Annotated in this window: 10 protein-coding genes; all 10 read left to right on the forward strand. The window is 45.6% G+C overall.

The window, feature by feature from the left end; translation table 11 throughout:
* Nucleotides 1-148 precede the first annotated feature (148 nt).
* A complete protein-coding gene (locus tag ELS82_RS14020; protein WP_134836021.1) occupies nt 149-1240 on the forward strand; it encodes an AI-2E family transporter in 1092 nt (363 codons plus the stop codon).
* Nucleotides 1241-1320: 80 nt separating this feature from the next.
* Nucleotides 1321-2343 carry a 16S rRNA (guanine(1207)-N(2))-methyltransferase RsmC gene (gene rsmC, locus ELS82_RS14025; RefSeq protein ID WP_134836022.1) on the forward strand — a complete coding sequence of 341 codons (1023 nt, stop codon included), beginning with the start codon at nt 1321-1323 and terminating at the stop codon, nt 2341-2343.
* Between the two features lie 210 nt (nt 2344-2553).
* Nucleotides 2554-5940, forward strand: coding sequence for a response regulator (locus tag ELS82_RS14030; RefSeq protein WP_134836023.1), 3387 nt, complete (start codon nt 2554-2556; stop codon nt 5938-5940).
* 653 nt (nt 5941-6593) lie between these two features.
* Nucleotides 6594-8276 carry an ABC transporter substrate-binding protein gene (locus ELS82_RS14035; protein ID WP_134836024.1) on the forward strand — a complete coding sequence of 561 codons (1683 nt, stop codon included), beginning with the start codon at nt 6594-6596 and terminating at the stop codon, nt 8274-8276.
* A gap of 173 nt (nt 8277-8449) precedes the next feature.
* Entirely contained in the window at nt 8450-9436 is a 987-nt protein-coding gene (locus ELS82_RS14040; RefSeq protein ID WP_134836025.1) for an ABC transporter permease, read from the forward strand.
* Nucleotides 9437-9438: 2 nt separating this feature from the next.
* Nucleotides 9439-10464, forward strand: coding sequence for an ABC transporter permease (locus tag ELS82_RS14045; protein ID WP_134836026.1), 1026 nt, complete (start codon nt 9439-9441; stop codon nt 10462-10464).
* A gap of 2 nt (nt 10465-10466) precedes the next feature.
* Nucleotides 10467-11450 (forward strand): ABC transporter ATP-binding protein, encoded by a 984-nt coding sequence (locus tag ELS82_RS14050; RefSeq protein WP_134836027.1) that lies wholly within the window; start codon nt 10467-10469, stop codon nt 11448-11450.
* A gap of 42 nt (nt 11451-11492) precedes the next feature.
* Nucleotides 11493-12488 carry an ABC transporter ATP-binding protein gene (locus ELS82_RS14055; protein WP_134836028.1) on the forward strand — a complete coding sequence of 332 codons (996 nt, stop codon included), beginning with the start codon at nt 11493-11495 and terminating at the stop codon, nt 12486-12488.
* A gap of 71 nt (nt 12489-12559) precedes the next feature.
* The gene (locus ELS82_RS14060) at nt 12560-14284 is read left to right on the forward strand and encodes a glycoside hydrolase family 9 protein (protein WP_134836029.1); all 1725 of its coding nucleotides are present in this window, start codon (nt 12560-12562) and stop codon (nt 14282-14284) included.
* On the forward strand, nt 14281-15156 hold the full coding sequence (locus tag ELS82_RS14065; protein WP_134836030.1) for a glucosamine kinase nucleotide-binding domain-containing protein: 876 nt from the start codon (nt 14281-14283) through the stop codon (nt 15154-15156). The genes ELS82_RS14060 and ELS82_RS14065 overlap by 4 nt, the downstream gene beginning before the upstream one ends.
* Nucleotide 15157 lies beyond the last annotated feature (1 nt).

The raw sequence follows: 15157 nt of genomic DNA on the forward strand, positions 1-15157 counted from the left end.
TCTTTGCCTTAGCTTCACTTGCGCACTTCTCATTGTTACAACAGCCCATAAAATAAATGCCTCATGGATAACTTTTTGATTTTGAATTGAAGACTGGAAATTTTGCAGCCATTATACTGGTATAAAATCGCATCATTGGACAACTATTGTGTCAGATAAGGTCAAAATAACTTCCAGCCATTGGGTATTGATTGTTGCACTACTTGCTGCAGGCTTTGCTTGCTTCTTGCTTGTAGAGCCTTACATCAACTCAATTGTTATGGCATTCATCATCTCTTTGCTGATGTTCCCTATTCATGAGTGGCTAGAGAAACGTCTGCCTAATCATCACAACATCACCTCATTGCTGTCGTGCATTGTGCTGACCTTTATCGTCGTTGTGCCACTGTTGTTTGTATTCGCTGCAATAGTACAGCAAGGCTCCAACTTTTCTCAGAATGTCTATCAATGGGTGACAAACGGCGGTATCCAAGCAATTTTCGAACATCCATGGGTGGTCAAAGGCTTGTCTCTGGTCAATACCTACTTACCTTTCGATACCATCGAACCACAAGAAGTCGCGCAAAAAGTGGCGCAATTTGCCACATCATTTGGTAGTAACCTTGTCGGGATCAGTGCAAAAATCTTAGGTGATGCAACAAGCTTCCTGATGGATTTCTTCTTGATGTTGTTCGTGCTGTTCTTCTTGCTGCGTGACCACGATAAGATCATCAGTGCCATGCGTCACATCTTGCCTCTTTCTCGCAGCCAAGAAGACAAACTGTTGGATGAAATTGAGCAAGTTTCAAAGTCAGCGGTGATGGGCTCATTCCTCACCGCCATTGCACAAGGTGTTGCTGGTGGTTTAGGTATGTGGCTTGCTGGCTTCCCAGGATTATTCTGGGGAACCATGATGGGTTTTGCTTCGTTTATTCCTGTCGTCGGCACCGCACTAATTTGGATTCCCGCAGCGATCTACTTATACGTTACTGGCGATACTACTTGGGCTATCTTCTTAACCGTTTGGAGTGTTGCGATTGTAGGCTCTATCGATAACCTATTACGCCCACTACTGATGCAGGGTAGCGGTAATGCCGGCATGAGCACTCTGATGATCTTCTTCTCGCTCCTAGGCGGCTTACACTTATTTGGCTTGATCGGCTTAATTTACGGCCCACTGATCTTCGCCATCACTATGGTGCTATTTAATATCTATGAAGAAGAGTTTCAGGGCTTCCTAGATCAGCAAGATCGTAGCTAGTCAGTCAACACGATTTACCACTACACGCGGAGGGAGGATTATGCGAGAATCCTCCCTCACTTTTTTACACCGAGTTCATTATGTCTGCTTACATCGCTCCTAGCCAAATTGCTCAGCGACAACTTGCTTACTTTGAAGGTAAACACGTCCTAGTTGCTGGAGAAGCCGAAGATCTTTTCCCTGTTGAACTAGCGAATCATTGCCACTCAGTCACTGTGTTTACCACTAACTATGGTTATTACAGACAACTTGAGTCGCAACCTAACATCAAAAGTGTGTTTGGTGCAGAGTTTGATCAAGATACACAAGCAGATATGGTGTTGCTCTATTGGCCAAAAGCGAAGGCTGAAGCTGAGTACTTACTTGCCATGCTTATGAGCAAGCTTGGGGAAGATACTGAAATCGTTGTTGTGGGTGAAAACCGCTCAGGTATTAAGAGCATTGAAAAGATGTTCAAGCCTTACGGCCCAATCACTAAATACGACTCTGCACGACGCTGTTCATTTTACTGGGGCCAGTGTACACAAGCACCACAACGTTTTGAGCTCAATCAATGGTTCAAGAGTTACCAAGTCAGCTACAAAGAGACCTCTTTGACAATCAAAAGCTTACCGGGTGTGTTTAGTCATGGCGAATTCGATATTGGCAGTAAACTGCTGCTAGACACCCTACCTGCTCTTTCAGGCAAAGTGCTCGATTTTGGCTGTGGTGCTGGGGTGATTGGCAGTGTTATGGCGATACTCAACCCAAAGATCGAACTGGAGATGTGCGATATTAGTGCGCTAGCCGTTGAGTCAAGCAAAGCAACGTTAGCGGCCAATGGCTTAAGCGGTAAAGTGTTTGCGTCAGATGTCTATTCAAATACTAGCAATGACTATCACTTCATTATCAGCAACCCTCCATTCCACGCTGGGTTAGACACCAGCTACAGTGCCACTGAGACCTTACTTGCCAAAGCGCCAAGCTATCAGGCTAAATCAGGTCAGCTGTTTATTGTTGCTAATAGCTTTCTAAAATACCCGCCAATTATTGAAAAGGCATTCGGTAATTGCGAGACGCTAAATAAGACCAACAAATTCGCTATCTATCAGGCGAAAAAGTAACACAGCCGCCCAATCATTGCCTTTGATTGGGCAAACCTTCAGCGCAATTCGCTAAAATTGCGCTTATCTGCACGCTTTCCTTGCAACTTACTTGTCAAAGTAAAAAAACTCGTTAATTTTGTCATCTTAGGAAAATAACGTTTTCAACTCGCTTGTTGATGTGCACTTTGACGCGACAAGCTGAATTCTCACGGAAAGTCTAATTAGATCATGTTTAAGCTGTATCGAAAGCAAAAATTTAAGCGTCTGCAAAACACCTTAATGCTCGCGTTTCTCGTCTTGAGCATTACCCCTCTTACTGTTATCGCCATTTTCTTCTTACAATCTCATACCAAAGATCTGCAGGAACAGAGCACGTCACACCTAGTTTCTGTCCGAGATAGCAAACAGCAGCAAGTGATTGACTACTTGTATGCCAAAGAGTCAGAAGTGATGGGGTTCGTCCGCTCAGAACTGGCTTACGCGAGTGGTGGGCGCTTTTACGGCTTGGTTAACGCCTTTCAAAGTCTCGGCATCGATATCGAACAAGCACGTCAATATGCTCAAAAGCGCTATATTGAAGGCTCTGGGGATCAGATCAAAACGTCAATATTGCCGCAATCAAGCAACTACAATGGCACCGAGCGATACCGACTGCTGCATAAACGTTATCACTGGGCGTATCAAGAACTGCTAAAACGTTCTGATTTTGACGACATTCTCTTGGTCGATAGAGAGGGTAACGTTACCTACTCTATTTACAAGTACGATAACTACGGCACCAACTTACTGACCGGAAAATACAAAGACGCTAATCTCGGTAAAACCTTTGCCAAGCTAAACAGGCTAGTGACCGAAAAGCGTAAAACCAACGAGGATTTTACCCCAGTTGTCCTTTCTGATTTCTCACAAGAACAAGGTAAATCAGTCGCTTGGTTCGGTGCGCCTATCATCCAGCAAGGCTATTTGCACAGCTATGCATTATTCCGCTTACCGAATAATGGCATCACCAAGCTCATCGCTGACACCAACAACATTGCCTCAATGAAAACACTGCTAGTCGGCAGTGATCACCAATCTCGTACGCTCGCTTATCAACAAGAAGACATTGATAAGAGCCGCCAAGTGGTCGATCTCGCCCTATCAGGACTGACAAATGTTGGTACCTACTCAAATACGGAAGACGAAGCGATCATCGCTGCTTATAGCCCAATTTCACTAAAAGGCATTGATTGGGCGATTGTGGTTGAGGTGCCTGAAAGCGTTGCTTTTGCTCGGGTTCACCAACTTGAAACACTGTTTATCTTCGCCATGCTGACCGCTATTTTGCTGGTAGTGATGGCCTCTCATTACCTGTCTAACTTTATTACCTCGCCACTACTCAAGCTAACTTGGGCAGCGGAAAAAGTCTCGGCGGGTGATCTTGACGCAGATATGACCAATACTCAGCGCAAAGATGAGATCGGTCGACTTGCAGTCAGTTTTGAGCGTATGCAGCGCTCAATTCGTGAAAAGATCTTGCTCATCAAACAGCAAAACGAAGAGCTGGAAAGCAACCTTAAACTTATTCAAAAGCAAAATGATGAGTTACAACTGGCCAACAAGCTGAAAGATGAGTTCTTAGCGACCACCTCTCACGAGTTACGTACCCCTTTGCACGGTATGGTGGGTATCGCCGAAGCTTTGGCCTCTGGCGCAAATGGACCAATTACTTCAGAGCATAAATATCAGCTCGATATCATTATCAGCAGCGGACAGCGACTTGCAACCTTGGTTGATGACCTGCTTGATTACCACAAGATGCGCTATGGCAACTTAGACATTGAGACCAGTGCGGTTGATCTTGCTGGTTCAACCCGCCTTGTACTTGAGCTCTCTTCACACTTATTGGGCAATAAACCGATTCGCATCATTAACCAAGTGCCTAATGAACCCGTTTGGGTCAGCGCGGATCCTCAGCGCTTAGAACAAGTGCTGTATAACCTAGTTGGCAATGCGATCAAGTACACTAGTGAAGGTAAGATCGTTATTTCAGCTAATGTGGTTGATGACAATATTCGTGTACAAGTGGTCGATACTGGTCAAGGTATCCCAGCCGATCAGCTTGAGCATATCTTTGAACCATTAATTCAAGCGGGCAGTGATTCTAGCCGTTACCGCCAAGGTGCTGGTCTGGGCTTATCGATTAGTCGTCAGTTGATTGAGCTGATGAACGGCTCGTTGTATGTCAGCAGCCAACCGATGGTAGGAACAACCTTTAGCTTTACCCTACCAATCGCGTCACTTGAACAAATTGAAGTCGCCAACCAATACGAAGCACCGCACTTTAAAGCGCCAGAAACTGGCAATATTGAATTAGCAGAGCCTGCAAGCCTGCCAGAAAACCCGGATGGCCCATTGTTACTTGTGGTTGATGATGAACCGGTCAACTTAAGAGTATTAGACAGTTTCCTACGCCTTGAAGGCTACCGCGTTCGCACCGCAAAAGATGGTCATGAAGCACTTGCTGCGGTTGAAAAAGAAAAGCCTGAGCTATTGCTGCTTGATATCATGATGCCAGGTATGAGCGGCTACCAAGTTTGTGAATCACTACGTGAAACTTACGATCATGCCGCGCTCCCAATTATCATGCTGACAGCATTAAATCAAACCGATGATCGAGTTCGAGGCTTTAGCGTCGGTGCCAACGACTATTTGTCGAAGCCATTTAATAAGCAAGAGTTGGCGGCACGTATCGTTGCACACTTAACGGCAAGCAAAGCAGAGCAACGTCGATTAGAAAACCAAGCGCTGCAATTGGAGCTAAAACAACGTGCGATGGTTGAAGCAAGTCTGTTAGAGACACAAGGCCGCCTGCTTGAGCAGCTTGAAACCGCGCCTGAAGCGATTGTCTGTGTCCGTGATGACAACAAGATTCGCTTTGCTAATGAAGCAGCTTCGCGACTTTTCAAACGTTCAACGGAGCAACTGAAACGCTCTAATGCTGACGAATTGATTGCGCCTAAGTTCCTAAATGTCGTGCAGGAACATTACTGTGGCATTATTGATATCTACGTAGAAGATGTTAGACAACACCTCTCTGCCGATATTCTAAAACTGCCAGAAGGCGCAGGTTTGAAGTCAATGTACATCTTTAATGTTGGCGGCAGTATTAATGCATCTCGCATCAATAATTTAGAGACAGCGATTGAGGCGCTTTCTAGCTTTGCCTTTGAAGGCGACAAAGCTAAGCTGCAAGAGCTAAAAGAGCTAGGTGGCGAATTTACCCGCCTTGCAGACCGCGTTGCTAGTGATAGCAAGTCTAAGCAAGATATCATGCGCGAAGTGTTGGTTGATGCAATGACAAGTGCGATTTCATATTGGGAGTCCGTCACAGGGCAAACCAAGTTCGCTTTCGCCGAGCAGAGTGGGTTATGGCGTGTCTACCTTGACCGTAGCACCTTACAGACACGTACTCTTGATAAGTATCTACGCCCTGAGACCTTGCCAAAAACTCCTCGCTGGAGAACGGTTTTAAGCTCGCTAGATTACATCTTAGAGCACTGTAATGAGCAAAGCCCTGAGCGCAGTCATATCGAAGCGCTACGCGATAAACTGCAGCATTTACTCACCAGTTAAAGAGCATCTCAATACTAAACAAAGCCCGCTATATGTGGGCTTTTTTATTGGCTAAAAATCGATGGTATGGCCTTCACTTGTAGTTAATACGCTGCGTAAAACAACACGATTTCACGTCAATGTATCGCTGCATAAAAGCGCTCACTGAGTATCTAAAATTGCCTAAAACCTCGCTCATTGGATAAAAAGAGTTCATATTGCGAAGGCAATCACAACAAGACGGCAGTTTTTATTTAGGCACGTAAATTAACACTAACCAACACCAGTGACCAAGATCTCAAGATTATCCACAGCACCAAAAATTCATACAAATAAAAACACGACAAGTAAGTAACCACTTACATTCAAAATTCAAGGTAGGATGTTATGCGACTCAGTTCAAAGTGCAAATTGCGAACAAAAAAACAGCAAACGCAAACTTTTCAACGGAATTGACGATGGCGAGTGAGGTTTTAACGGTTTTAACGGGAATAGCAATTGCGAAAATTAACGTTAAGGTGTTTTCTTACTGTGCCTAAGGCCTACAGGCCACTCTCGAACCTCGACCTCCTCCGGAAGATGTTCAGACAGAGAGGTAGGCCTTAGTGAGTGTTTATCAATTGATGACATTCCATCCATATAAGTGAAATGAAAGCAAATAGTAAGGAACAGCTATGCTTGCCAACATTAAAAAAACAGCACTAGCAACAGCAATTATTGCAACAGCAGCAACCGGATTCACATCTGTTGCAGCAGCCGCTGAGCGCAGTGAACTAACGATCCACCCTAAAGAGTTCACCACTTTTGTACGTAACTTTAACCCGTACCTAGGTGCTACTAACCTACACACTACGACTGACTTCTTATACGAGCCACTAGTAGTATTCAACGAAATGCAAGGTAACACTCCTGTATTCCGTCTAGCAGAGAACTACACAATTGCTGACGATCTACTGAGTGTTGTATTTGACCTACGTAAAGGTGTTAAGTGGTCTGACGGTGAAACATTCAACGCAGACGACGTAATTTTCTCTTTCAACCTAGTTAAAGAGAAGCCAGAGCTAGATCAAAGCGGCATCAACTCTTGGGTTTCTAGCGTTGAGAAATTGAACGACTACCAAGTTAAGTTCAACATCAAAGAAGCTAACTCAAACGCTCCTTACGAAATCGTGAAAGTGCCTGTAGTACCACAGCACGTATGGAGCAAGATTAAAGATCCTTCAACATTCACTAACGAAAACCCTGTAGGTTCTGGTCCATTTACTGAAATCGCAACGTTTACTCCACAGCTTTACATTCAGTGTGAAAACCCTAACTACTGGGATGCAGACAACCTAGACGTTGACTGTCTACGTGTTCCACAAATTGCGAACAACGACCAATTCCTTGGTAAAGTTGTAAACGGCGAAATGGACTGGACTTCATCATTCATTCCAGATATCGACCGTACTTACGCGGCTGCAAGCCCTAACCACCAATACTGGTACCCGCCAGCAGGTACACAGGCATTCGTAGTTAACTTCAAGCACCCTGATGCTGCGAAGAACGAAGCGCTAACTAACGTAGACTTCCGTCGCGCGTTCTCTATGGCTCTTGACCGTCAAACTATCATTGATATCGCATTCTACGGTGGCGGTACGGTAAATGACTTCGCATCTGGCCTAGGTTACGCGTTTAAGACTTGGTCTGATGAGGGAACTCATAAGAAATACCAAGGCTACAACACATACAACGTAGAAGGTGCTAAAGAGCTACTTAAGAAAGCAGGCTTTAAAGACGTAAACAAAGATGGTTTCGTTGACACTCCATCTGGTAAGTCTTTCGAGCTTCTAATTCAATCTCCTAACGGTTGGACAGACTTTAACAACACTGTTCAGCTAGCAGTTGAGCAATTAGCAGAAATTGGTATCAAAGCGAAAGCTCGTACTCCAGATTTCTCTGTGTACAACCAAGCTATGCTTGAAGCAACGTACGACGTAGCTTACACCAACTACTTCCACGGTGCGGATCCACACCTATACTGGAACAGTGCTTACAACTCAGAGCTACAGTCTGGTGACGGTATGCCTCGCTTTGCAATGCACTACTACAAGAACGACAAGCTAGATGGTCTTCTAAACAGCTTCTACAAAACAGCTGATAAGAACGAACAGCTAGACATCGCTCATGGTATCCAAAAAATCATCGCTGCAGACCAAGTAACGATTCCTGTTCTATCTGGTGCTTACATGTTCCAATACAACACAACTCGCTTTACTGGTTGGTGGAACGAAGAAAATCCAAAAGGCCGTCCAAACATTTGGGCTGGTATCCCAGAGCGTCTACTACACGTACTGGACCTAAAACCAGTTAAATAAGTAGTTGTTCTATCTTGTGGCGCACTTCCTGTGCGCCACTCAATCCCCCACTCTATGAGTTATTTACAATATGGCGCCTGTCGTCAGGGGATTATTCGCTCTAAATTTGAGTTTTCGCTAGGAGCGACCTGAAACCAGAAACAGGGAAAATCTGGGTGAGTAAGGTGTGAGTTATGGGTTATTTTTTAAGACGTTTGTCGTTTTACTTTGTCGCGTTATTAGTTGCTGCGACACTAAACTTTATTATTCCTCGTGCGATGCCGGGCGATCCGGTTACCATGATGTTTGCTAACGCTTCGGTACAGGTAACACCGGAACGTATTGCTGCTATGAAAGAGCTACTAGGCTTTGTCGATGGCGGTCTATTTGCACAATATGTTGCCTACATGAAAAACATTTTGAGCTGGGAGCTAGGTACTTCTATCCAGTTCTACCCGCTTTCAGTAAATAAACTACTAGGTGGCGCTTTTGGCTGGTCTCTATTCTTAGCTGGCTCTGCGGTTATCCTTTCTTTCTCGTTAGGTTCAATCCTAGGTATTTTCGCAGCTTGGAAACGCGGTAGTAAATACGATGCGTTTGTTACTCCAGGTATGCTAATCATTCAGGCAGTACCTCAGGTTGTAATCGCAATGATGGCGCTCTTCATCTTTGCAATTGGACTTAAATGGTTCCCAACTGGTTATGCCTACACAGCAGGTGTTACACCCGATTGGACAAGCTGGGAGTTCTATAAAGACGTTGCTTATCACGCCGTATTGCCGCTTTTCTGTGCGTCTATTATCCAAATCGGCGGCTTCCTAGTGAACATGCGTAACAACATGATCAACCTACTGGCAGAAGACTACATCACAATGGCGAAAGGTAAGGGCCTAAGTGAAAACCGCGTTGTCTTCAACTACGCAGCTCGTAACGCATTACTACCAAGTGTCACCGCGCTATCTATGTCGTTAGGTATGGCAATCGGTGGTCAGTTAATCATTGAAATCATCTTTAACTACCCGGGTCTTGGTACGGTTCTTCTTAATGCTATCCACGCTCGTGATTACCAAGTACTGCAAGGACAGCTGATCATCATGACGCTATTCATGCTGTCATTTAACCTTATTGCCGACATGCTTTACGTTGTTCTAGATCCTCGCCTTCGTAAGGGAGGGAAATAATTATGAAAGACCTATTCAAACTTATTCTTGGCAATGCATACGCATGTGCAGGCCTAGTGATTGTTTCATTGTTTATCTTTATGGCTCTTGCCGCGCCGCTTATCACTAAGCATGCTCCAGATAAACGTACGGGTAACCCACATGAATACCCAAGCTATATCGTAAAATCAGCTCAAGCTAACCCAGACGGTTGGATCGCTGAAAACCTAGCAACTGACCGCCGCACTATGATCATGTCAAAGAAAGCGGACCACGTTTTAGGTACAAGCCGTATGGGCCGTGACATTTGGTCACAGCTAGTACACGGTGCGCGTATCTCTCTAGGTGTCGGCTTTGGTGCAGGTCTAACTGTATGTTTCCTAGCAACAGTCATCGGTATTTCAGCGGGTTACTTCGGCGGTCGCGTGGATGACGTGCTCACTGCTGCGATGAACATCATGCTGGTAATCCCCCAATATCCACTACTGTTCGTTCTTGCTGCTTTCATCGGTGAAGCAGGCCCACTAACCATTGCCATCATCATTGGCTGTACCTCCTGGGCTTGGGGTGCGAGGGTAATACGCTCTCAGACTCTAGCGCTACGTGAGAAAGAGTTCGTAAAAGCCGCTGAAGTATTAGGCGAGTCTTCATTCCGAATCATCTTCGTTGAGATTCTACCGAACCTAATCCCAATCGTGGGCGCAAGCTTCATTGGTTCAGTAATGTACGCAATTGGTATGGAGTCTATTATTTCATTCCTAGGTCTAGGCGACCCAAGCACTATCAGTTGGGGCATCATGCTGTACAACGTACAAACATCATCTGCAATGCTGATTGGTGCATGGTGGGAAGTTGTTGCACCTTGTATTGCACTAACCATTCTAGTCACTGGCCTAGCACTCCTTAACTTCGCAGTTGATGAAATTGCTAACCCACAACTTCGCTCACACAAAGGTATGAAGCGTTGGAAGAAGCTAGCAGCACAAGACCAAAAAGAGCGTGAGCCAGAACTAGCACCTCAAAATGCACTTTGGAGCGGAGATAAATAATCATGACAGCACCACTCATTTCTATCCGCAACTTATGCGTTGACTATATTACAGAAGCGGGCGACGTCCGTGCCTGTAATAATGTGAGCTTTGATATTGCACCAGGCGAAGTTTTCGGCCTAGCAGGCGAGTCAGGCTGTGGTAAATCAACCGTCGCATTCTCACTAATGCGCCTTCACAAGCCGCCAGCATTTATTACTGGTGGCGAGGTAATCTTCAACGGTGAAGATATTCTGAAATACAGCGATGATCGTATGCAGGCGTTCCGCTGGAGTGAGATGTCTATGGTGTTCCAAAGTGCGATGAACGCGCTGAATCCAGTACTGACAATGGAAGACCAATTCTGCGACGTAATCATGCGTCATACCAACATGACTCGCGAGCAAGCTCGTAAGCGCGCTGAAGGTCTATTGGAAATCGTTGATATTCACCCTAGCCGTCTGAATGACTACCCTCACCAGTTCTCTGGTGGTATGCGTCAACGTCTAGTGATTGCGATTGCACTCGCGCTAAACCCGAAAATGATCATCATGGATGAGCCAACTACCGCGCTAGATGTGGTTGTACAACGCGAAATCCTACAAAAGATTTATGCGCTAAAAGAAGAGTTTGGTTTCTCTATCCTATTCATTACTCACGACCTTTCATTGATGGTCGAATTCTCAGACCGCATCGGCATCATGTACTCCGGTGAACTGATTGAAGTCGCTCCATCGAAAGAGATCTTGGAAAGTCCTTTCCACCCATACACGAAAGGTTTGGGTAGTTCTTTCCCTCCATTAACAGGCCCTAAAACTAAGCTAACGGGTATTCCTGGCAACCCTCTAAACCTTTTAGAGGTACCTCAAGGCTGTCGTTTCCAAGCTCGCTGTGACCGCGTTCATGAAGCTTGTACTCGCATCCCAACCCAGCTAAGACAAATTGAGCCAAATCGTTTCTCAAACTGCCACCTATATGGTGAGCCAATCGCTCAAGCGAAGCTCTAGAAAGCGATTGAGAAATAATAATAAAGATTACTGGAGACAATCATGAGCAAAGAATTTGGTGAATTACTAGTCGAGGGAAAAAACCTAATTAAGGATTTCCCAATCAATAGTAATTCCTTACAACAACCTATGATGCGTGCAATTAATGACGTGTCTTTCAAAATGTATAAAAGCCGCGGCCTTGCTGTAGTAGGTGAATCAGGTTCAGGTAAATCGACCACCGCGAAGATGATTGCCAAAATGTACGCACCGACGTCTGGCGCAATCGAATACAAAGGGCGTGATATTCAAAAAATCACCTCGCGTTCTGATGTCATGAACTACCGTGAAGGTGTGCAGATGGTATGGCAGGACCCATTTGGTTCTCTTAACCCAACTCATAACATCTTTCACCATATTTTGCGTCCATTGCTGATCCACAAGAAAGTCGATCCACGCAATAAAAAAGAGCAGGAAGAGCGCGTTTACGATCTACTAGAACAAGTAGGTTTGATCCCGCCAAAAGAGACTGCGCAGAAGTTCCCTCACCAGCTATCTGGTGGTCAGCGTCAGCGTGTCAACCTTGCTCGCAACATCGCTGTTGGCGCAGAAGTGGTATTGGCCGATGAACCGACATCGATGCTTGATGTATCAATCCGTGCAGGTGTTTTAAACCTGATGGAAGAGATGAAGTTTGAAAAGCAGATGTCTCTACTTTACATCACGCACGATATCGCAACCGCACGTTACATCGCTGAAGATCTTTCGGTTATGTATGTGGGTCATATGGTTGAGTGGGGTGACACTGATGAGATCATTCATAACCCTCAACACCCGTACACCCAACTGCTGGTTTCCGCAGTACCGGATCCAAGCAAATCGATCCATGAAAAGCTGAAGGGCAACAAAGGGGAAATCCCTCTTTGGACTCCAGCTTCTGCAGGCTGTCCATTTGCTGGACGCTGCCAACATGCTTCAGACAAGTGTCGTGAACAATTACCAGCAGTCACTCAACTGTCTGATAACCACTTTGTCCGTTGTTACCTATACGAAAATTAATGACCTACGCCAAGAGCTCCGGCTCTTGGCGCTTCTACTAGACCTATAACATATTAATTTCGGAGATTTTGATGCTGCTACTTACTAACCATATTGGTTATGAAGCCCTTGGGCCTAAGCAGGCCGTTTTGATGACGCGTAAGCCACGACTTTCTTCTACCACTGCGCTGTTAGTCTGTGCTGATAGTCATCAAACTGTAGCGTCTTTTAGTATCAATAAGGGTACTAAGGTCGCCAACTGGCACCAAGGGAATTTTTTTCGCATCGAATTCTCCCACTTTGAACAAGTTGGGCGTTACTACCTAAGAGTCGACAATTTACGCTCTGAAATCTTTCAGGTAGCTGAAGGCTTACTATTGAAAAATACCTTCTCTGACGTTCTACATTACTTTAAGTCTCAACGCTGTGGTGGCCGTTTTGACCAGCAAGACAGTCAAGCTCCACTGCTTGGCTCAGACAAAACCGCTGACGTACATGGCGGTTGGTATGATGCCTCAGGTGACGTGAGTAAATACCTAAGCCACCTTTCTTACGCGAACTACCTTAACCCGCAACAAATTCCAATGGTTGTGTGGAATATGTTTAAAGGTGCCGAGCTCATTAGCGACAATGATAACGTCCCGCTATTTTCTAAAGTTCGCCTGACCGAAGAAGCCCTGTTCGGTGCCGACTTCTTAGTCCGCATGCAAGATGAAGCAGGCTTCTTCTATATGACGGTATTCGACAAGTGGTCGAAAGATATCAAGCAGCGTGAAATCTGTGCTTATGCGACCCAAGAAGGCGTTAAGTCGGAAGATTATCAAGCGGCATACCGACAAGGTGGTGGTGTTGCCATCGCAGCTTTAGCCGCAGCAGCACGCCAAGATGAACATGGTGAATACCAGTCTAGTGATTACTTAAATGCCGCCACTCGCGGTTACTGGCACTTAAAAGAGCACAATCAACAATACCTAAATGATGGTGAAGAGAACATCATTGATGAGTACTGCGCTCTGCTCGCGGCTATTGAACTATTTAAGAGCAGCAGCAATCCTGAGTTCCTCACTGAGTGCCGTCTATGGAGTGAAAAACTTCAGCAACGCCAACGTAGCGATGAGCAGTTTAACCATTTCTGGTCAGCCAATAGTGATGGCAGTCGTCCATACTATCACGCGGCTGAAGCTGGCTTACCTGTCATAGCCCTATGTGAATACCTCGCGATTGAATCTGATGAGGCGCTTTACGCTGCCGCTCTCAACACAGTCACTCAAGCGCTGCAATTTGAGCTGGCGATAACTTCCCACGTCGCTAACCCATTTGGTTACCCGCGCCAATATGTAAAAGCGGTTGATAGTGATAAACGTGATGCCTTCTTCGTCGCACACAACAACGAAACTGGTTACTGGTGGCAAGGTGAAAATGCACGTTTAGGGTCTTTGAGCAGCATGGTTTTCTTTGCCTTGCCATACCTGCAAGATCCAGCACTGAAACAGCACCTGATGACTTTCTCGCAAGATTGCCTCAACTGGATCTTAGGCTTGAATCCTTACGACATGTGCATGCTTGATGGTCACGGTCATAACAACCCAGACTACCTACCTGATCTAGGCTTCTTTAATGCCAAAGGCGGGGTTTGTAACGGAATCACTGCTGGATTTGAGGATGAAGAAGATATCGCCTTTAACCCGCCTAAACAGAAAGATGACATGCTGCAGAACTGGCGCTGGGGCGAGCAATGGATCCCTCATGGTGCTTGGTATCTGCTGGCAATTCTTAACCACTCTACTTACTTCATTGCTCAAGGAGACAAGTCATGACGCTTTATTATGTAGGCATTGATGGCGGTGGCACTTCTTGTCGCGCACGTATTCGCACTGAAAATGGCGAGTTTATCGGTGAAGCTAAAAGTGGTAGCGCTAATATTTTATTAGGTGTCGATGTCGCTATGACTTCAATTGTCGACGCTATTACTCAAGCGGCGAAACAAGGTGACCTAAGCGAGTCTGATTTTGGCTCCATGCACGTAGGCCTTGCTTTGGCAGGTGCAGAGCAAAAGTCGGCTTGGCAGCAATTTATGGCTCTGCCTCATCCATTTGCCTCTCTGGTTCTTAATACCGACGCTTACGGTGCATGTGTGGGCGCACATAACGGTGACGATGGTGCGATCATGATTGCAGGTACCGGCTCATGTGGCATTTACCTAGCCGGCGGTACACAGCACGTTGTTGGTGGTCGAGAGTTTCCAATTTCCGATCAAGGTGGCGGCGCGGTGATGGGCCTTCACCTGATCCAGCAAGTTCTACTCGCGCAAGACGATATCATTGAGAAAACACCTCTTTCTCAACATGTAATGGCTCACTTTAATCACGATGTCGATCAAATCGTCGCTTGGTCTAAGAATGCCCTGCCACGCGATTACGGTCAGTTTTCGCCAGCTATTTTTCACCATGCTCATCAAGGCGATCCATTAGCGATCAAAATGCTGCAACAAACTGCTGCTGATATAGAGATGTTTCTTGTCGCGTTAAACCGTAAAGGAGCAACGCGTATCTGTTTGATGGGCAGTATCGCTGAACGAATCAAAGCGTGGCTGTCTCCACCCGTACAAGCTTGGGTTGTTGAACCTCAGTTTGACGCGATTGAAGGCGCACTTATGTTTGCAGGCAAGCCTGAACATAATTTGTATTAAG

The organism is Vibrio ouci (assembly GCF_004551525.1).
Lineage (GTDB): Bacteria > Pseudomonadota > Gammaproteobacteria > Enterobacterales > Vibrionaceae > Vibrio > Vibrio ouci.

What these genes read in the sequence shown, in the direction of transcription:
- rsmC (WP_134836022.1), top strand. Translation starts at nt 1,321, where the DNA reads ATGTCTGCTTACATCGCTCCTAGCCAAATTGCTCAGCGACAACTTGCT.
- ELS82_RS14030 (WP_134836023.1), top strand. Translation starts at nt 2,554, where the DNA reads ATGTTTAAGCTGTATCGAAAGCAAAAATTTAAGCGTCTGCAAAACACC.
- ELS82_RS14035 (WP_134836024.1), top strand. Translation starts at nt 6,594, where the DNA reads ATGCTTGCCAACATTAAAAAAACAGCACTAGCAACAGCAATTATTGCA.
- ELS82_RS14040 (WP_134836025.1), top strand. Translation starts at nt 8,450, where the DNA reads ATGGGTTATTTTTTAAGACGTTTGTCGTTTTACTTTGTCGCGTTATTA.
- ELS82_RS14045 (WP_134836026.1), top strand. Translation starts at nt 9,439, where the DNA reads ATGAAAGACCTATTCAAACTTATTCTTGGCAATGCATACGCATGTGCA.
- ELS82_RS14050 (WP_134836027.1), top strand. Translation starts at nt 10,467, where the DNA reads ATGACAGCACCACTCATTTCTATCCGCAACTTATGCGTTGACTATATT.
- ELS82_RS14055 (WP_134836028.1), top strand. Translation starts at nt 11,493, where the DNA reads ATGAGCAAAGAATTTGGTGAATTACTAGTCGAGGGAAAAAACCTAATT.
- ELS82_RS14060 (WP_134836029.1), top strand. Translation starts at nt 12,560, where the DNA reads ATGCTGCTACTTACTAACCATATTGGTTATGAAGCCCTTGGGCCTAAG.
- ELS82_RS14065 (WP_134836030.1), top strand. Translation starts at nt 14,281, where the DNA reads ATGACGCTTTATTATGTAGGCATTGATGGCGGTGGCACTTCTTGTCGC.